This window comes from Tenacibaculum ovolyticum DSM 18103 (assembly GCF_000430545.1).
Classification (GTDB): Bacteria; Bacteroidota; Bacteroidia; order Flavobacteriales; family Flavobacteriaceae; genus Polaribacter; species Polaribacter ovolyticus.
The window spans coordinates 400,374-417,867 of sequence record NZ_KE387163.1; the positions used below are offsets into that span (position 1 = coordinate 400,374).

General features: G+C 30.2%; 18 protein-coding genes. 7 read left to right on the forward strand and 11 right to left on the reverse strand.

Annotated features, from left to right (window positions below):
- Positions 1-39: 39 nt before the first annotated feature.
- The gene (locus tag H518_RS0111785) at positions 40-486 is read left to right on the forward strand and encodes an RrF2 family transcriptional regulator (RefSeq protein ID WP_028889239.1); all 447 of its coding nucleotides are present in this window, start codon (positions 40-42) and stop codon (positions 484-486) included.
- 90 nt (positions 487-576) lie between these two features.
- On the opposite strand, the gene H518_RS0111790 is transcribed toward H518_RS0111785, so the two are convergent.
- The 9 genes from H518_RS0111790 to H518_RS0111830 all read right to left on the reverse strand — a co-directional run bounded on the left by H518_RS0111790 (position 577) and on the right by H518_RS0111830 (position 8,150).
- Complete coding sequence (locus tag H518_RS0111790; RefSeq protein WP_028889240.1) at positions 577-1,359, reverse strand: ABC transporter permease; 783 nt, start codon at positions 1,357-1,359, stop codon at positions 577-579.
- Positions 1,352-2,059, reverse strand: coding sequence for an ABC transporter ATP-binding protein (locus H518_RS0111795; RefSeq protein ID WP_028889241.1), 708 nt, complete (start codon positions 2,057-2,059; stop codon positions 1,352-1,354). The genes H518_RS0111790 and H518_RS0111795 overlap by 8 nt, the downstream gene beginning before the upstream one ends.
- Positions 2,056-3,291, reverse strand: a complete 1,236-nt coding sequence (locus H518_RS0111800) for a nitrous oxide reductase family maturation protein NosD (RefSeq protein ID WP_028889242.1) — start codon at positions 3,289-3,291, stop codon at positions 2,056-2,058. Before H518_RS0111800 ends, H518_RS0111795 begins: the two co-directional genes overlap by 4 nt.
- 172 nt (positions 3,292-3,463) lie before the next feature.
- Positions 3,464-3,898 (reverse strand): nitrous oxide reductase accessory protein NosL, encoded by a 435-nt coding sequence (locus tag H518_RS0111805; protein ID WP_028889243.1) that lies wholly within the window; start codon positions 3,896-3,898, stop codon positions 3,464-3,466.
- Entirely contained in the window at positions 3,895-4,506 is a 612-nt protein-coding gene (locus tag H518_RS0111810; protein WP_028889244.1) for a hypothetical protein, read from the reverse strand. The genes H518_RS0111805 and H518_RS0111810 overlap by 4 nt, the downstream gene beginning before the upstream one ends.
- A 128-nt stretch (positions 4,507-4,634) precedes the next feature.
- On the reverse strand, positions 4,635-6,596 hold the full coding sequence (gene nosZ / locus H518_RS0111815; protein ID WP_028889245.1) for a Sec-dependent nitrous-oxide reductase: 1,962 nt from the start codon (positions 6,594-6,596) through the stop codon (positions 4,635-4,637).
- A 24-nt stretch (positions 6,597-6,620) separates the two neighbouring features.
- Entirely contained in the window at positions 6,621-7,127 is a 507-nt protein-coding gene (locus tag H518_RS0111820; RefSeq protein WP_028889246.1) for a c-type cytochrome, read from the reverse strand.
- A 21-nt stretch (positions 7,128-7,148) separates the two neighbouring features.
- Positions 7,149-7,721: a fasciclin domain-containing protein gene (locus H518_RS0111825; RefSeq protein ID WP_028889247.1), complete on the reverse strand. Its 573-nt coding sequence runs from the start codon at positions 7,719-7,721 to the stop codon at positions 7,149-7,151.
- A gap of 96 nt (positions 7,722-7,817) precedes the next feature.
- On the reverse strand, positions 7,818-8,150 hold the full coding sequence (locus H518_RS0111830; RefSeq protein ID WP_028889248.1) for a winged helix-turn-helix domain-containing protein: 333 nt from the start codon (positions 8,148-8,150) through the stop codon (positions 7,818-7,820).
- Between the two features lie 262 nt (positions 8,151-8,412).
- Between H518_RS0111830 and H518_RS0111835 the strand changes: the two genes are divergently transcribed.
- The 6 genes from H518_RS0111835 to dsrP all read left to right on the forward strand — a co-directional run bounded on the left by H518_RS0111835 (position 8,413) and on the right by dsrP (position 14,855).
- Positions 8,413-8,649 (forward strand): hypothetical protein, encoded by a 237-nt coding sequence (locus tag H518_RS0111835; protein ID WP_028889249.1) that lies wholly within the window; start codon positions 8,413-8,415, stop codon positions 8,647-8,649.
- Positions 8,650-8,656: 7 nt separating this feature from the next.
- Positions 8,657-10,981, forward strand: a complete 2,325-nt coding sequence (locus H518_RS0111840; protein ID WP_028889250.1) for a periplasmic nitrate reductase subunit alpha — start codon at positions 8,657-8,659, stop codon at positions 10,979-10,981.
- A 3-nt stretch (positions 10,982-10,984) separates the two neighbouring features.
- On the forward strand, positions 10,985-11,668 hold the full coding sequence (locus tag H518_RS0111845; protein WP_043706884.1) for a multiheme c-type cytochrome: 684 nt from the start codon (positions 10,985-10,987) through the stop codon (positions 11,666-11,668).
- Positions 11,665-12,294: a cytochrome c3 family protein gene (locus H518_RS0111850; protein WP_043706885.1), complete on the forward strand. Its 630-nt coding sequence runs from the start codon at positions 11,665-11,667 to the stop codon at positions 12,292-12,294. The genes H518_RS0111845 and H518_RS0111850 overlap by 4 nt, the downstream gene beginning before the upstream one ends.
- A 60-nt stretch (positions 12,295-12,354) precedes the next feature.
- Positions 12,355-13,485 (forward strand): 4Fe-4S dicluster domain-containing protein, encoded by a 1,131-nt coding sequence (locus H518_RS0111855; protein WP_028889253.1) that lies wholly within the window; start codon positions 12,355-12,357, stop codon positions 13,483-13,485.
- Positions 13,486-13,637: 152 nt separating this feature from the next.
- Positions 13,638-14,855, forward strand: coding sequence for a sulfate reduction electron transfer complex DsrMKJOP subunit DsrP (gene dsrP / locus H518_RS0111860; RefSeq protein WP_028889254.1), 1,218 nt, complete (start codon positions 13,638-13,640; stop codon positions 14,853-14,855).
- Positions 14,856-14,915: 60 nt separating this feature from the next.
- Here dsrP and manA read toward each other — a convergent pair whose 3' ends face one another.
- Positions 14,916-16,145: a mannose-6-phosphate isomerase, class I gene (manA, locus tag H518_RS0111865; protein WP_043706887.1), complete on the reverse strand. Its 1,230-nt coding sequence runs from the start codon at positions 16,143-16,145 to the stop codon at positions 14,916-14,918.
- 97 nt (positions 16,146-16,242) lie between these two features.
- A complete protein-coding gene (locus tag H518_RS0111870; protein ID WP_028889256.1) occupies positions 16,243-17,442 on the reverse strand; it encodes a response regulator in 1,200 nt (399 codons plus the stop codon).
- Between the last annotated feature and the right edge of the window lie 52 nt (positions 17,443-17,494).

Consider the following 17,494-nt stretch of genomic DNA (forward strand, 5'->3'; position numbering starts at 1 on the left):
AAAAACATCTTTTTTACTACTTTTATCTAAAAATTATAAATGCTATCTAACGCTTGTAAATATGCTATTCGGTCGGTACTTTACTTATCAATACACAATACTGAAAATAAAAAAGTTGGGGTTAAAAAAATTGCAGAAGAACTAGAAGTACCTCAACCTTTTTTAGCTAAATTATTACAACAACTTACTAAAAACAAATTAGTTTCTTCTTCTAAAGGACCAACTGGTGGTTTTTATTTAAACGAAACTAATTTAAAAAATACTGTTTGGGACATTATAATATGTATAGATGGCTCTACAAAATTTGATAATTGTTTTATGGGCTTATCATCTTGCAGCGACTCCAACCCCTGTCCTGTACACTTTACTGTTGCTCCTTTTAAGCAAAAGTTAATGGCTGATTTTAAAGACAAAGACATTCAAGAATTTACAGAAAACATCAAATTAAAAGGAAGACATATTTCTTTAAAAAATTTTGATATTTAATGAATTATCAAAACTAAAGCTATAAAATAAGCACAATTAACTATTTTCTAAGAAATACACGTTTTTGTTTTTTTTATAATATTAAGAGAATTAAAAATCTTTCTTTTTAGATTTATAAATAATCCTCCAAGCAGGAAGAACAGTCCACAATACAAGAACTAATGTAGATAATACCATTCCAATATTTGTTCCAAAGAACTTTTGAAATACTGCGCCTGTATAGCCTAGTAATGCAGAAATATCTAATTTTAATAGTATTAATATTCGAGATAAGTCAACAGGATTAAACATCGTAGCGATTAATGAAAATTTGTCTAATGGATATTCTTGCATCATTACTAAAGAAATTAAAAATAAACCATCATAGATTACAGCCAAAAACAGCCATAATAAAATAGCATATCCGAAGCCTTTAATTTTATTTTCATTTGATAATGCAATATTAAATGCCAAAGCCACAAAAATAAAAGTCAAAAAAGCTCCTACGGCTATAAGAGATACAAAGTTAAAAATATCATTAGATTCTAGTAAACCATAAGCTAAAAATGGAATACCTAAACCTATAACTAAACTTAATGAAAGCGATATAGAAACTCCTAAATATTGCCCCATAAATATTGTAGATCTTTTTAAAGGTTGTGCTAATAATAACTCAGTAAATTCACGCGAATTATAATAGTACATTACTCCAAAAATTGTTCCGATTAAAGGTGTAAGCACTACAATAACATTCATTAAAGTAATTACTGCTTTTGAAACATCGTTATTTAAAAACAATAACACAAAACCGAGTGCTAAATAGAATAAAAAATACACATAACTCCAACTGCTACGCATTAAATCGTAAAAACTATATTTTAATATTTTAAACATTTTCTTTAATTAAAATTGCTGCAATAGCATGTTCAAGATCATTTTGTTTGGTTTGCTCTTTAATAGCAGTTAATGTACCTTTAAAATAGATTTTACCATCTAATAAAAAAACTATCTCATCTGCCATTTCTTCAACAAAACTCATAATATGAGAGGTTATTAAAATGGTTTTACCCTTTTTCTTTTCAGCTAGAATTATTTTTTTTAAGTTTAATAAAGAGATTGGGTCTAGCCCCGTAGTTGGTTCGTCTAATATGATTAATTCACTATCAAACATAAAAGTTAGTACTAAATTTACTTTTTGTTTGGTTCCTCCTGATAAATTACCTAATTTTTTATCTAAAAATGGCTGTAAACGAAACAACTCAATCAAATCTTGATCTACTGCTGGTTTAGATCGCAAATTTTTGACCATTTTTATTAATTCATTTACACTTAAGTTACTAGGGAAATTAGCTATCTGTGGTAAATAATTAATGTTATTTCTGTATTCATGCTTTTTTAAAACACTTTTGCCATCAATAACAATATCTCCTTTATTAGGAACTACCATTCCTAAAACACTTTTTATTAAAGTTGTTTTCCCTGAACCATTTGGTCCTAAGACTGCAAAAATTCCACCAGATTTAATACTTAAATCTAAACCTTTAAGAACTTCTACTTTTCCAAATTTTTTATATAAACTTCTTATTTCAATCATTTAAATGGCTTCATTAATGGGTTACTGTCAACCAATTCATCTGGTGTAAATACAGGTGATACTTTTTCTGAGAAGTTAATAATATCAACAAACAAACTTCTCATTAAAATAATTGTTTCAGGGGTTTTATTAACTATATAAGAAAATAATTTTACGGGTCTGTATGGTATATCTCCAACACCGTTTTTATCTAAATCGTACCCTGTGTATGAACTCCAGTAATTATTATCAAATTTATTATCGTTTATTTTACTATTGTAAGAAATATCAAATGAGTTATTCAAAAAATTATTATCCTTAAAAATATTAGTATAACATGCTCCCGCAATTTTTATTGACCAACCATTACTTATAAAATTATTTTTAAGGTAATTGATTCTTGTAGATCCTTCTACATTTATACCTATAGTATTTTCTTTAAAAGTATTATTCTCTATTTCTGCATCATAAATCTCTTTTAATAACAATCCATATGAAGCTGTTCCCCAATTTTTTGTAAATGTATTTCCTGTCATTTTTATAAACTTAGAAAACATTACGGCAACTCCTGCCCCATTATTTTTAAAAATATTGTTATGGTATTCGTTTTTATTAGAAAACATGAAGTGTAAACCATAGCGCATGTTATCATGACTATTATTATTTAAAACTTTACTTTCTTTAACAAATTCTAGATAAATACCATCTCTTAAATTATGTGCTTCATTGTTTTCAACAAGCATATTCGAACAGTTCCATAAATGAATACCATTTCCAGATGCTGATTGGTCTACAGCTTGACTTGAAACGTGGTTATTAATAATCTTACCATTATGAGATTTTTCAATTAAAAACCCAAAAAATACACTTTCCAATCTATTGTTCTTAAATGTAAAATGATTGCTTTTAGAAATATAAACTGCTGCATAATCTTTTGTATAACTTTTCCCTGGATTTATAATATTTAATCCAGATACCGAAACACTATCAGATTTTACAACAAGCACATATCCTTTATATTCACCATTAATAATAGGCTTACCTTTACCAATTATTTGCAAAGGCTTATCTATTAAAACATTACTTTCTAAATAAGTACCTTTTTGTATAATAATTTTATCGTGGGGTTTTGCTTTAGCGATGGCATCGGTTAAAGTTTTAACCTTACAAGATGTACACACCTCAATAGTCTGAGAGTAACTATTTAAAGTAAAAATTATGATTCCTAAAAGTTGAATTATCTTCTTTTGCATTTTGTTATTTAATATTCAAAAATTAGTATCTTTTTTTAATGGTTATATAAAATATTATTCTTCAGAAACATGTATCCTTTTTAAACTATTAAGAGTATTTATACTCCTATTATTAAAAACCTGCCCTAAAAATTAAATTTCAAGACAGATTTATTTAATTTTTAAATATATTCTATTTCGAAAACCAACTCGTTTTAATTTCTTGCCAGTTAAATATTTTATCAGCATCAACTTTAGTAAATTTTTTAGCTTCTTCTTTTGAAGAAAATGCTGATAAATTCGCCCCCATTGGACTTTTTATTGATGGACTAATTAAATATGTAGCTGCTTTTGCATCAATTAATAATGTTGGTTTTAAATAATCTGTAACTAAAAACAATGCTATTTTATCTATTTTTTTATCGTCTAAGTCATTTAACATACATTCAATAGCATCGTACTTATAAGGTTTTCCTTTTTTAGTAACTATTTGTGCTGCATGTGCTTTCTCTACAATATTCATCTTACAAAAAGAACAAGCGTCTTTGCCGTATTCAATCTTTGATGGCGCTATTGAACAAGCGAAAATTAGATTCAACATCAATAAAAATACGATTCCTTTTCTCATATATTTTTAGTTTCTTTTTTTCCGACAAAAAATGCAATAATGGTAAGCATCATACCAACAAACATTAAATAACCTCCTGTGTGTGGTAAAGAAGTAACATCAAAATTTAACATTTTTTGATATCCTAATAATGGTGGCTTATAGCTCATAGGACTACCATCTGGGTTTACTACTTTTATAATAGCATGCGGATCTAAATCACTTCCGTATGCTGTTAACCATTGATTAAAATCATACATACCTAGCACACCTAAAACGGTCATTAATATAAACCAACCAATAAACCATTTATAGGAAACTTTACCAAAAAAACCAAGTAAACCAATTAACACACCCAGTCCTGCCATACCACCAATTACTTTCGGAAAAACTGAAAACTCCCACATATCTGCTGGTTTTGGTATTACTTTCATACCAATATAATGATTAAGACCATCAATATTTGTTAAATCAAATTCAGAAACTCCTTTAATACCATCTATATGAATGTTCATTCCTAAAGGATCTGGATATTGCGGAGCACCAAGCATAATGTTCCATAAAGGAAACTTGAATAAACTCAATAATAGTAAAGAGCCGATAATCATAATAATACCTGCTTTTTTCATCTGTGTGTTTTTTAAACCTAAGAAGGTTTTTATTTAGTATCTTTAGTTTTTAAAGAAGGCTGCTTGATAACTAAATATCAACCTATAAAATCAAGCAGCCAAATCAACTAAAAATCAATTATAATTTATTATTCACCATCTAAAGACCAAGATAATTTTATGTCTGAGTTTTTTGGTGAAACTCTAATATACCCTTGCATTTCTTGATGTAATGCTGAACAGAAATCTGTACAATAAAAAGGCCAAACACCTACTTTTTTAGGATACCATGTAAGCGTTTTTGTTTGCCCTGGCATTATTAATAATTCAGAATTATTAGCTCCAATCATTGCAAATCCATGCGGTACATCAAAATCTTGTTCATGGTTTGTGATATGAAAGTATACTTTATCTCCTACTTTAACACCTTCAATATTATCTGGTGTAAAGTGAGATCGAATCATAGACATATAAATATGTACGTCTTTCCCTTCTCTTACTACTTTTGCGTCTGCTGGTGATGTAATAGCATACGGATGCTTATTTTCATCTAACCTATAGAATTTTTTAGAATTATTTTTTATAATATCTGCTGGTATTGCAGCTGCATAATGGGGCTCACCATGTGTTGGGAAATCTAATAATAGCTCCATTTTCTCACCTGATATATCATATAATTGCGCAGAGTGTTCTAATTCTGGTCCCGTTGGTAAATAACGATCTTTTGTAATTTTATTCATTGCAAACATATACTTACCAAAAGGTTTTCTTGAGTTACCTCCAGGAATTGTTAAGTGACCTACCGAATAATAAGTTGGTTTTCTATCAATTACTTCCCATGTTCCTAATTTCCATTTTACAACTTCAGAAGAAATAAAGAAAGTAGTATATGCGTTACCTAAACCATCAAACTCTGTATGTAACGGCCCTAAACCTCCAGACTTAACAGAACCGGCTAAAACATCTTCATAATTTAAAATAGGAATTCCATAAGCTTCACCATCAAATTTTTTATTTTCGATAGCTTCTAACATTTTAGAAAAAGAGTGAATTGTTAAATCTGCCGATAACTTTCCATTACCAATAATATACTCACCTGTTGGGTCTACATCACAACCATGTGGTGATTTTGGAGTTGGTAAAAAATAAATAGCTCCAGGAATATCTGCCGGATTAACCGTTAATACTTCTTTTACCATTGTAGATGTTGCAGTATGAGTATGCTCATCATATACATTATGTGCATAGTTTGTTAGCATTTTAGTACCACCTCCATTATCTACATATTCTTCAATTTTTTTCCAGTTAATAGCTGCAATAAAATCTTTATCATTTTGTGAAGCATTTACTTCTAATAAAGTACTTGCTTCCTCAGTATTATAGGTAGTAAAGAAAAACCATCCATGAGATTTATCTCTACCAGGGTGAGAAAGATCGTAGTTAAAACCTGGCATTAGTATTTGGAATTTAATTCCCATTCTACCTGTTTCTTTATCTACTTTTATAAAAGATAAAGCTCCTTTAAAATTCCCTTTATATTCATTAATAGGCACATCAACCTGTGGTACTGGAACAGAAAAACGTGTTCCTGCAACGACATACTCTGTATTTTCAGTAATAAATGAAGAACTATGGTTACCTGCACTATTAGGTACTTCTATAATTTCTTCAGTCTCAAAAGTTGTAAGACTAATCCTTGCAATACGTGGTGTGTTATTACCATTTATAAATATCCAACGTCCGTCTAAAACTCCATTCGTTTGAGAAATATCTGGATGGTGAGAATCATCCCAAGGTATTTGACCAAAAGAAGTATTTAACATTGGTTTTGTTTCTTCAGAATATCCATAACCTGTAGTTGGGAATTGAGAAAAAACAGGAATTTCTTTAAACATTCTACCTGAAGGTAAACCGTAAACTGTTAAGTTACCACTATAACCTCCTGATATAAATGCATAATGCGAATCGTGTTCACCTGGTGCAACATATACCTTTTCTGCTTTACTACTATTTAAAGCACTTTTATTACTATTATTACCTTTATTACCACAACTTACAAACAAAAAAGAAGTTGATAAAATTAATATTAAAAATTTAAAACTTGTTCTCATCAGTGTTTATTTTATAATTAATTATTATAATGTTCTAAAAAACTCTAGAACCTGCCTCGCTTCTTCTTTAGAAAGATTTTGATTGGCCATAGGTGAACCATTAAACTTCATTAATAACTCTTTTGCTATTGGATCATTCTTAACCATTTCGTCAGGATTTAAAATCATATTCATTACCCATTCAGGTGAACGTCTTTTTAAAATATCTGTAGGGTTTGGACCAATAAATTTTCTATTTGTTCTATGACAAGCTGAACATTTACTTTTAAAAACTTTAGCTCCTTTATCTGCCATAGCTTTATCTATTGTTTCAGCTAATTCTACCGACTTAATAGGCCCAATACCTTTGTTATTTAAATCTATTGTTCCTGCTTCTTTAACTTTTTTAGTTGTTGTTTTTTTAGTTTCTGTTTTTTTTACCGCTGCTTTTTTTGCAGGTTTTTTATTATTTGAGGTATCCTTTTTTTCTCCACCTCCACAACTAACAAATAATGTAATTAACATTATCATTAACACATTTTGTAATCTCATTTTATATTGATTTTTAGATTATTATTTATCACTTGGCACTAATACGTCTCCAATAACATGTATCCAACCATTACTAACTTTTACAGATTTTAAAATTTTGGTTCCTCCAACAAATAATCCATCTTCTTTTTTAGTAACTTCTAAATATTCTCCAGATGCCATATAAAGTTTTCTGTTTTTTCGTACGTTTTTCTCTAAAGTAGCAACAGTATAATTTGCTGGAGCAACATGATTTTTTAAGATAAATGATAGTTTTGATTTATTTTCAGGCTTTAATAATGTTGCTACAGTTCCTTCTGGTAGTTTATCAAAAGCTCCATTTACAGGTGCAAAAACAGTTAATGGACCTGCATTTACTAAAGTATTTTCTAAATCAGCAGCTTTAACAGCAACAACTAATGTTTTAAAGTCTTCTAAAGAAGCTGCTACTTGTAGCGCATTAGGTTCAGAATCTTCATCTACCACAGCTGATTGCCCTTTATGTGCTTTCTCTGTAGTTGCATTAGTGCCATTAATAGTTTCTTTTTTTGTCTCTTTACATGAAAAAAATGCAAAACATATGAATAGTGTTAAAATTGAAATTTTTGTTCTCATCAGTTGACTTTTTAAATTCTACACAAAATTAAAGCAGCTGATTCTTTAAAAATATGATTAATATCATACAAAAAGACTTTTTTATCTTTTATTAATTTATAAAAATTTTAATACTTGTTTATCTAAATGTTTCCATGAATTAACATTTATCGTTTCAAAAACAGCTATCATTTTAACTCCATAAGCTGTTAATTTTGTACCTCCCCCACTAACTCCTCCGACACTTTTAATAACCACAGGTTCAATTGCATTATTATTAACAGATTCGATCAAGCTCCAAGCTTTTTTATATGAAATACCAAGCTCTTTAGCCGATTTAGATAAAGACTTAGTACTGTTTATCGATTTTAATAATTTGACCCTTCCATCTCCCAAAAAAACATTGCCATCTACTTCAATCCAAATTTTACTTTTAATTTTATATTCCATAAATAAATATTAGTTCATCAAAAATAATGCTATAGATAAACCTAAACTATGACATAAATCATCCTATTGGGTTACCTATTTATAATCATAACAAATTGAATACTTATCTCATTTTCAAATAATAGCTAAACACCTTATAAACAAAGGGTATAGATATATTTCGCTATTTCTTAAAAAACATAACGCCTTGATTTAATGATAAATATCATGTAAATTATGTTTTTAAATTCTCTAATTTGTACTAGAATTAAACAACTATTTTATGCCTATTAAAAGTTATTTAGCACACCCTCATGATGGAAAAAAGGAAGAGCTTCAGCAAGCAATTTCAATTTTAAAAGGATGTGAAATAATTCCTGCAGAAAATGAAAATGTACTTGTTGTTCTCACAGAAACACAAGATGATGCAGAAGATAAAAGTTTAAAAGAAACTATAGAAACCATTAAAAGTTTAAAATTACTTGCCTTGGTTTCTGGATTTAATACACCAATAAAATAAATAAGATATGAACGCCTCTTTAACAAGTAGACGAAGTTTTATAAAAAAAATGGCTGCTACAGCAGCAATGACAGCTGCAGCAACTATGTTTCCTGGAATTATTTTTGCCAATGAACAATTGGCAGGAATTTCAAATGGAAATTTAGATTGGAAAAAAGGACCTTGTCGTTTTTGCGGTGTAGGTTGTGGAATTTTAGTTGGTGTAGAAAATGGAAAAGCAATAGCCGTAAAAGGAGATCCTAATTCTAGCGTTAACAAAGGATTACTTTGTGTAAAAGGATACCACCAAATTATGTGTATTCAAGCCAAAGATAGGTTAGAATATGCTTTAGTTAAAAAGAATGGTGCTTATGTAAAAACTCCAATTAGTGAGGCATTAGATATAGTTGCTAACAAAATGAAAGAAACCATTGAAAAACATGGTAAAGATTCTGTTGCTATGTACACTTCTGGGCAATCTACGATTCCAGAAGGCTATGTAGCTTCAAAGTTTATGAAAGGAGCTATTGGTACAAATAATTTAGACTGTAACGCTCGTTTATGTATGGCAAGTGCAGTTACAGGCTTTTTAACAACTTTTGGAGCTGATGAACCAATGGGCTGTTATGAAGATTTTGATCATGCAGATTATTACATTACTTGGGGAAATAATATGGCAGAAATGCACCCTGTATTATTTTCTAGAATGTTGGAGCAAAAAAATACGAGAGGTGCTAAAATTATCGATTTTGCTACTAGAACAACACGTTCAAGTATGGCAGCAGATAAATCAATTTTATTCGAACCTCAAACAGATTTAGCTGTTGGTAACGCTATTTGTTACGAAATAATTAATAATGGTTGGGTTAATAAGTCATTTGTAGAGAAACACTGCAACTTTAGTAAAGGACTTACCAAAATGGGGTATGGTTTAGAAGATAATTATAAATTTAAAGACAAGCCTACCAAGATAAATTTTGATGATTATAAAGCCTTTTTAGAAGATTATTCTCCTGAAAAAGTATCAAAACTCACAAAGGTTTCTGTTAAAGACATAAAATATTTGGCAGCTATTTATGGTGATCCAAATAAAAAAATAATGTCACTTTGGTGTATGGGTGTTAATCAACATACAAGAGGTACTTGGATGAATAACATTATTTATAACATTCACTTATTAACAGGTAAAATATCACAACCAGGTAATAGCCCGTTTTCTTTAACAGGTCAACCTTCTGCTTGTGGTACTGCTCGTGAGGTAGGTACTTTTACACATAAACTACCGAAAGGAGTTGTAATGAATCCAAAACATAGAGCTAAAGCTGCAAAAATTTGGAAAGTTCCTGTAGAAAAAATTCCATCAAAACCAACATACCATGCTACTGAAATGTTTAGAGCTGTTGATAGAGGTGATATTAAATTTATTTGGACACAGGCTGTAAACCCGTTAGTCTCTTTACCAAGAACAAGTAGATTCCGTCCAGGAATGGAAAAAGATTCTTGTTTTGTTGTAGTTTCTGACGTCTTCCCTACTCCAACTTCAGATGTTGCTGATGTAATATTACCAGCATCTTGGCATATAGAAAAATCTGGACTTTACGGAAATTCAGAAAGAAGAACACAACACTGGGATCAAATGGTAGAAGGACCTGGAGATACTACCCCTGATGCTTGGATGTTTATAGAAGTTGCTAAACGTATGGGATACGGAGATTTATTCCCTTACTCTAAAGAAAACCATGTAGAAGAAATTTATAATGAATATCGTCAGTTTCATGAAGGAAAAAAACACGGTATGGCACCTCTTGAAGTTCTTAAAAAGGAATCTGGAGCAATATGGCCATATGTAGACGGTAAATCAACTCAATGGCGTTTTAATTCTAAATACGATCCTGCATGTACAAATGGTGAAGAGTTTCATTTTTATGGAAAACCAGATGGTAAAGCAGTTATTTGGCAACGTCCTTACGAACCTGCACCTGAAATGCCTGATAAAGAATATCCTTTCTGGTTAAATACGGGTCGTGTTATTGAACACTGGCATACAGGTTCTATGACACGTAGAATTCCTGTATTACACCAAGGAATGCCAAATGCATATCTTGAATTTCATCCAGATGATGCAAAAGCTTTAGGTATTAGAAATGGTGAAAAAGTAAAAGTATCATCACGAAGAGGTTCTTGTATTATGCCTGCTTCTATTAACGAAAGAGGTTTACCTACCAAAGGACAGGTTTTTGCTCCTTTCTTTGATGAAAACATGTTAATTAACGATGTAACACTAGATGCTTTTTGTCCTATTTCTAAAGAGCCAGATTATAAAAAGTGTGCAGTTAAAGTAGAAAAAGCATAAATTATGAGAAAACGATTAGGTATCATATCGCTATTTGTAGTGCTATTCATTGCTTTTATTGTTATTTGGAATTATAGTTATTACCAAGGACAAGAAGAAGCTTATATTCCTATAAAAACGAATAACGCTGTTCCTACAATTCCTACGGAAGCTGGTGTTTTTAAACGTTCTGAACATGCTTTAGATTATACTAATATGCCTGTAGATTTTGAACATCAAAGAACATTAGAAACATATTATGATAATAGAGCATATCATGGAGCACCACCTAGTATTCCGCATCCTGTAAATGAGCATCAAAGCTTAGGAGCAAATGATTGTTTAAAATGTCATGAAAATGGTGGTTTTGTTGAAAAATATAAAGCATACACACCTGTTACTCCACATCCTGAATTGGTTAACTGTAGGCAATGTCATGTAACTCAAAAATCTAAAACCTTATTTAAAGCAGGTAATTTTGCAAAAGTACATGCACCGAAAGTAGGAAACAATAATGCTTTAATTACGAGTCCACCTGTTATACCTCATCAAACACAATTACGAGAAAACTGTTTAGCATGTCACGCAGGCCCTAGTGCTCCAAAAGAAATAAGGGTATCACACCCTGAGCGAGTTAATTGCAGACAATGTCATGTACCAAACACTAAAGAACTTACAGAGATAAAAGCTTTTATACGAGAACAATGATAAATACAAATTACATAAAACAAGGTTGGTTTTTAAGTATCGCTTTCTTATTTATTGCTACATCTTGTAAGCATAAAGAAGATGAATATCATAGTGTTACTGATAAAATTGAAGCTAAGAGTAAACATTATAATGGTATTTCTATTTCTTCAGAAAAATACACTGGAAATTTAAAGTTAATAGAAATAACAGAAAATGGTATAACCTTTTCTATTCCTGAACGAAAGGGTGAAATAAAATCATATGCCTGTACTGAGTGTCATTCGAAACCTTTACAGCAAATGCAACGTAAAGATTTAAAAAAAGCACATTGGAATATTAAATTAAACCATGCCAATGCTAACACTATGAACTGTACAACTTGTCATGATGGAAATAGCATGAACAATCTTAAAAGTATAACAGGACATAGTATTGATATTAACAATAGCTATAAACTATGCAGCCAATGCCATCAAAAACAATATAAAGATTGGACAGGTGGCGCACATGGTAAACGAATAGGTAGTTGGGCTCCTCCAAGAGCTTCTTTAACTTGTGTGAATTGTCATAACCCACATTCACCAGGTTTCGATACCGAATGGCCTGCAAGGTTTAATACACAAGTAGCTAAAGAACGAAAGTAACCTAACATTTCTTTAATATCAATTTATTTGATGTTGATGATTTTATAGAAAATATAATATATGAGTGGAATTGGTAAATATTTTAGGTTAAACTTAAACAGTACAACCAAACAAGAATCTTCTAGTGGCGGTTGTGGTTGTAATAGTACTTCTGGAGGTTGTAATTCTCATGCATCTAAGGAAGAATTAAATAATGAAGAGTTTTTTGAAGCTGCTGTAGATGCTTCTATAGGTGAAGAAAGACATAAAGACGGATTTGAACAGGTTTTTGATGTAAAAATGGATCGTAGATCTGCTTTTAAAAAATTAACCGCTAGCTTATTAATTGGTGCAGGTGCAGTTTCTTCTTGTACTAGTGTCGTTTCGAGTGAAGAGTCTAAAGAAAAAGCACAAATAGATTGGGAAGAGCAATTTAAAGGAAACTATAAATTGATGGATGATAAAGAAAAGAACGCAACTGTTGATCGACTTGTACGCTCTTATCAATTACGTACAGGTAAAAACGTTAGTATGTCTTCTAAAAATGCAGAAGAAGATGTATTATTTGGGTATGCTTTTAATATATCTAAATGTCAAGGATATATGGACTGTGTAAGTGCTTGTGTTGAAGAAAACAATCAAGATAGAAATTCGCAAATGGAATATATCCGTATTCATGAAATGAAAGACGGAAAAGGATTTAATTTTAATGAAGCTGATGATAATTATTATCATGAAGTTCCTGCTGAAGGGCATTTTTATATGGGAACTCAATGTTTTCATTGCGATAATCCACCATGTGTAGAAGTATGCCCTGTACAAGCTACTTGGCGAGAAGAAGATGGTATTGTAGTAGTAGATTACGATTGGTGTGTAGGTTGTAGATATTGTATGGCTGCCTGTCCTTACGATGGTCGTCGTTTTAACTGGAGTAAACCTGAAGTTCCTGAAGAAGAAGTAAACAAAAATCAACATTATTTAGGAAACCGAATGCGTAAAAAAGGTGTAATGGAAAAATGTACTTTCTGTGTACAGCGTTCTAGAGCAGGTAAAAACCCTGCATGTGTAGAGGCTTGCCCTACTGGTGCTCGTATTTTCGGTAATTTACTAGATCCTGAAAGTACGATTCGTTGGGTATTGGAAAATAAAAAAGTATTTAGATTAAAAGAAGATTTGGGTACAGAGCCTAAGTTCTGGTACTTTATGGATTAATTACTATTGCGTTAGGGATTGCAGTGATATCCTTTTATTTGTCTCTTTGAGTCGAGTCGAAAAGTTATCAAATAAAAGATTTAACGGAAAGCCCGACCCTTAGGGAACACCCTAAAATAAGATATATACTAAGAGTTATAATAAAAGATAAAATGAAAAGACTTAAAGTTTTTGGAAGTTTAATTAAAGACAGTCTAGATGTAATTACACACGGAACTAAAAAGTACCATTTATGGATGGCTTTTTTAACCTTCTTAATGTTAATCGGAATGTATTGCTATTCTATTCAGTTAGAACATGGCCTTAGTGTTACAGGAATGACCGATCGTGTAAGTTGGGGGTTGTACATCTCTAATTTTACATTTTTAGTAGGTGTAGCAGCAGCAGCAGTAATGTTGGTTATGCCAACCTATGTTTTAAAAGATGTAGACTTTAAACAAGCAGTACTTATAGGTGAAGGATTAGCAGTTGCTGCACTTGTAATGTGTTTAGCTTTTGTTGTTGCCGATATGGGAGGACCCTCTGTCTTATGGCATATGATGCCTATTGTAGGAGTTTTTAATTTCCCTAATTCGATGTTAACTTGGGATGTTATCGCCTTAAATGGATACTTGTTTATTAATATTAGTATTCCCTTTTATATTTTGTTTAGACATTATCAAGGTAAAGAATCTAAAAAAAATGTGTATTTACCAGGAGCAATACTTTCTGTTTTTTGGGCAGTTGGTATTCATTTAGTCACCGCTTTCTTATACCAAGGTTTACAGGCAAAACCTTTTTGGAATACAGCATTATTAGGACCTCGTTTTTTAGCATCTGCCTTTGCTGCTGGTCCTGCATTAATTATTTTAGTTTTAGCTATTATTAGAACTTATACTGAGTTTAAAATAGAAAATAAAACGATTAAAAAACTAGCTTTAGTAGTTACTGTTGCTGCTCAAATTAACTTAATTATGTTAGTTTCAGAATTATTTAAAGAGTTTTATGCTCCAACTCATCACAGTGAAAGTGCTTATTATTTGTTCTTTGGTTTACATGGAAAAACAGCACTATTACCTTGGATTTGGACAGCAATAACCTTAAATGTTATAGCAACCGTTATATTAACTTTTCATAAGCTTAGAAATAACTTTAAAGTTTTATTCTTTGCTTGTACTATTTTATTTATTGCTATTTGGATTGAAAAAGGTTTTGGTTTAATTATTCCTGGGTTTATACCTGGTCCTTACGGTAAAATAGCAGAATATACTCCTACTGGAATAGAAATTGGAGTTACGATAGGTATTTGGGCTATGGGAGCACTAATTTTTACAATACTAGCTAGAACTGCTATTCAAATAGAAATAGGTAAGTTGAGGTATAAAAAATAAAACATTATAATATATAAGTAGTTTTAGTGTTTTTACGTAATAAAGTAAATAACACTAAAACTATTTTACTTCTGGCACACTTGCTTTATATATCTCAACTCCTTTGGTAGATATTATTGTGTAATTAGCATTTGCTTTTATTAAAACTGATTGTCCCTTTTTTACTTTAATACGATTCCCTTTTTGTATAACAGTAACCGAGCCTTCTAAAATAATTAGTATTTCTACTGATTTTGATTTCGATTTATAATTTAAAGGTCTTTCTGTTTGAATTTTACTTAATTTAAAATCCTTTACTTTTGTTCTATAAACCAATTCACTATTACTAGGATCTTCAAGACCATATAAAATATTTGGTATGGTTTCTTCAAATTTTGTATTTTTTAAAAGTTCTATAACATCAATATGTTTAGTCGTTAAACCACCTCTTAATACATTATCCGAATTAGCCATTAATTCTATATTTCTGCCTTCTAAATAAGAATGCGGAACACCTGCATCCTGAAAAATTGCTTCTCCCTTAGATAAGTTTACTATATTAAAAAAATAGATAGAAAATATGCCCCGATCAATATCTTTAGATTTTTTATTATTCAATACTTTTGCCGACCAATATTCTGGAGAAGATTTATCTAGTTCGTTATTTAAAAATTTTGGTAAAATTTTTTCTGCCAGCGGTTTCAAAATTGTATTTACTTCTTTCTGGGGAAATTCCATCACTTTTTTATACAATTCAAAATAATTCCCATCTTTAAAAACATCCAATAAAAAGTTTAATTCATTCGTTTTTTTTAAGTTTTCTATTAGCTCTTTTTTTTGCAAAAAACCATGTAGCAACCAAAAATCACCTAAAGCTACCATTATCTCTGGTTTATGATTTTTATCTTTATAGTTTCTGTTTTTTGCTGTTAAGGCAATCCCTTTTTTATTTTCAAGTTCAAACCCAATTTCTGCCGCTTCTTTTGTTGGATGCACTTGTATTGACAACATTTTGTTTACATCTAAAACTTTAAATAAATAAGGTAATTTACCAAAAGTGTTCGCAACTCTTACCCCTAAAGTTTCAATTGGTTTTTGTCGTAAAAAGAAGTCTAAAGTAAAATTACCTCTTTTTGTTTTTATAATCGAAGGAGCTTTTAAGTGTGCTCCTAACCAATATTCTGCACAAATGGCTACTTTTTTGTTTCTACGAAGTAAATTTGAAATAAATTTTCTCCCTCCCCAATCATAGTTCTGTATTTTTCCTTCAATTAAGAAAATTTTCTTAATAGTTTTTTTTAAAATTATCATAGTTTTCTGAAAAAATTAATAGTTTTTTGATTAATGTAATTTTAAGAGAAGATGTCATAAATATTCTTCTCAAAAAAATTTTATTCTTTTTTTCATACTATACTTGAAGTAAAGATTGGTTTTCTTTTATTGCTTTATTAAATTCTGTTTTTTTTCTTTTACCATTATAAAACCAAGCTATTTGACCTAATTGCCCAATAATTTTTACAGAATCTCTCATTGATAATTTAGACCCATCAGCATGTATCCATCTTTTAAGAGGTTGTTCACATAATATTTCCTTTGCTTTTTTAAGTCCAAAATGAAGGGTAATTCTTCTAAAAATTTCTACATCAAAAATCCATTGTGTTATAAACTTCTTACCGAATGAAATTTCAATAACATCTTTCTTAAAGATTTTTGCTCCACATTGCGTGTCGTTAAAATCCATTGAAAGAATTTTTCTAATAACATAATTTATTGTCAAACTAATTATTTTCCTTGCAGACTCTTTGGTAATATTTGCTCCCATCCTACTCATTCTAGAACCACTAACTATTTTATAATTAGAATTTTCGATAGTTGAAACTAAATCATCAAAATCTGTTAAATCTGTAGATAAATCTGCATCTAAAAAACCTATATAATCTAAATCTTCTTGCTTAGCCATATATAACATACCTTGTCTTACAGCTTCTGCTTTTCCTCCATTTTTTTCACAGTTATACACTGTAATAAAATCTTCTTTTCCTTTTCTTAAATCATGTAAAACTTCTAATGTTTTATCTTTACTACCATCATTTACAAAACATAAATGATAACCTGAATTTTTATCTATAAAATCTATAAATTCTTTACTTAATAACCTTTTTTCTTCGTTATAACAAGGTATTACTACTCCAACACATCGCTGCTGTATAATTACACTTTTATATTTTGCATCTTTATTTGTTGTTTCTGGTACCCCTATTAATCTTTTTACTCTAGCACAAACTTCAGTTAAACTTAAAGGTTTTTTCATATAATCATTAATACCTAAATCAAAGCCTTTTGTTATCATTTGATCATCAGTATTACCTGACAAAATCATAATTGGTGTAGAAGATTTTTTAATATCTCTAATATGCTTTATAACCTCCATTCCAGAAACTAAAGGCATATTTAAATCTACAATTACTAAATCTGGTTGAGAAGAATCATATAGTTCAATTCCTTTTAATCCATTAGATTCTGTAATAACTTCATATCCTAATTCTTTTAGTCTACTTTCTAGAGGAATTAACACTAATTTTTGGTCATCTATAGCTAATATTTTCATGGTTAAGTTTTCGGGGGTTAGTTATAATACACTAATATAGTGTATTTTACGA

What these genes read in the sequence shown, in the direction of transcription:
- H518_RS0111785 (WP_028889239.1), top strand. Translation starts at nt 40, where the DNA reads ATGCTATCTAACGCTTGTAAATATGCTATTCGGTCGGTACTTTACTTA.
- H518_RS0111790 (WP_028889240.1), bottom strand. Translation starts at nt 1,359, where the DNA reads ATGTTTAAAATATTAAAATATAGTTTTTACGATTTAATGCGTAGCAGT.
- H518_RS0111795 (WP_028889241.1), bottom strand. Translation starts at nt 2,059, where the DNA reads ATGATTGAAATAAGAAGTTTATATAAAAAATTTGGAAAAGTAGAAGTT.
- H518_RS0111800 (WP_028889242.1), bottom strand. Translation starts at nt 3,291, where the DNA reads ATGCAAAAGAAGATAATTCAACTTTTAGGAATCATAATTTTTACTTTA.
- H518_RS0111805 (WP_028889243.1), bottom strand. Translation starts at nt 3,898, where the DNA reads ATGAGAAAAGGAATCGTATTTTTATTGATGTTGAATCTAATTTTCGCT.
- H518_RS0111810 (WP_028889244.1), bottom strand. Translation starts at nt 4,506, where the DNA reads ATGAAAAAAGCAGGTATTATTATGATTATCGGCTCTTTACTATTATTG.
- nosZ (WP_028889245.1), bottom strand. Translation starts at nt 6,596, where the DNA reads ATGAGAACAAGTTTTAAATTTTTAATATTAATTTTATCAACTTCTTTT.
- H518_RS0111820 (WP_028889246.1), bottom strand. Translation starts at nt 7,127, where the DNA reads ATGAGATTACAAAATGTGTTAATGATAATGTTAATTACATTATTTGTT.
- H518_RS0111825 (WP_028889247.1), bottom strand. Translation starts at nt 7,721, where the DNA reads ATGAGAACAAAAATTTCAATTTTAACACTATTCATATGTTTTGCATTT.
- H518_RS0111830 (WP_028889248.1), bottom strand. Translation starts at nt 8,150, where the DNA reads ATGGAATATAAAATTAAAAGTAAAATTTGGATTGAAGTAGATGGCAAT.
- H518_RS0111835 (WP_028889249.1), top strand. Translation starts at nt 8,413, where the DNA reads ATGCCTATTAAAAGTTATTTAGCACACCCTCATGATGGAAAAAAGGAA.
- H518_RS0111840 (WP_028889250.1), top strand. Translation starts at nt 8,657, where the DNA reads ATGAACGCCTCTTTAACAAGTAGACGAAGTTTTATAAAAAAAATGGCT.
- H518_RS0111845 (WP_043706884.1), top strand. Translation starts at nt 10,985, where the DNA reads ATGAGAAAACGATTAGGTATCATATCGCTATTTGTAGTGCTATTCATT.
- H518_RS0111850 (WP_043706885.1), top strand. Translation starts at nt 11,665, where the DNA reads ATGATAAATACAAATTACATAAAACAAGGTTGGTTTTTAAGTATCGCT.
- H518_RS0111855 (WP_028889253.1), top strand. Translation starts at nt 12,355, where the DNA reads ATGAGTGGAATTGGTAAATATTTTAGGTTAAACTTAAACAGTACAACC.
- dsrP (WP_028889254.1), top strand. Translation starts at nt 13,638, where the DNA reads ATGAAAAGACTTAAAGTTTTTGGAAGTTTAATTAAAGACAGTCTAGAT.
- manA (WP_043706887.1), bottom strand. Translation starts at nt 16,145, where the DNA reads ATGATAATTTTAAAAAAAACTATTAAGAAAATTTTCTTAATTGAAGGA.
- H518_RS0111870 (WP_028889256.1), bottom strand. Translation starts at nt 17,442, where the DNA reads ATGAAAATATTAGCTATAGATGACCAAAAATTAGTGTTAATTCCTCTA.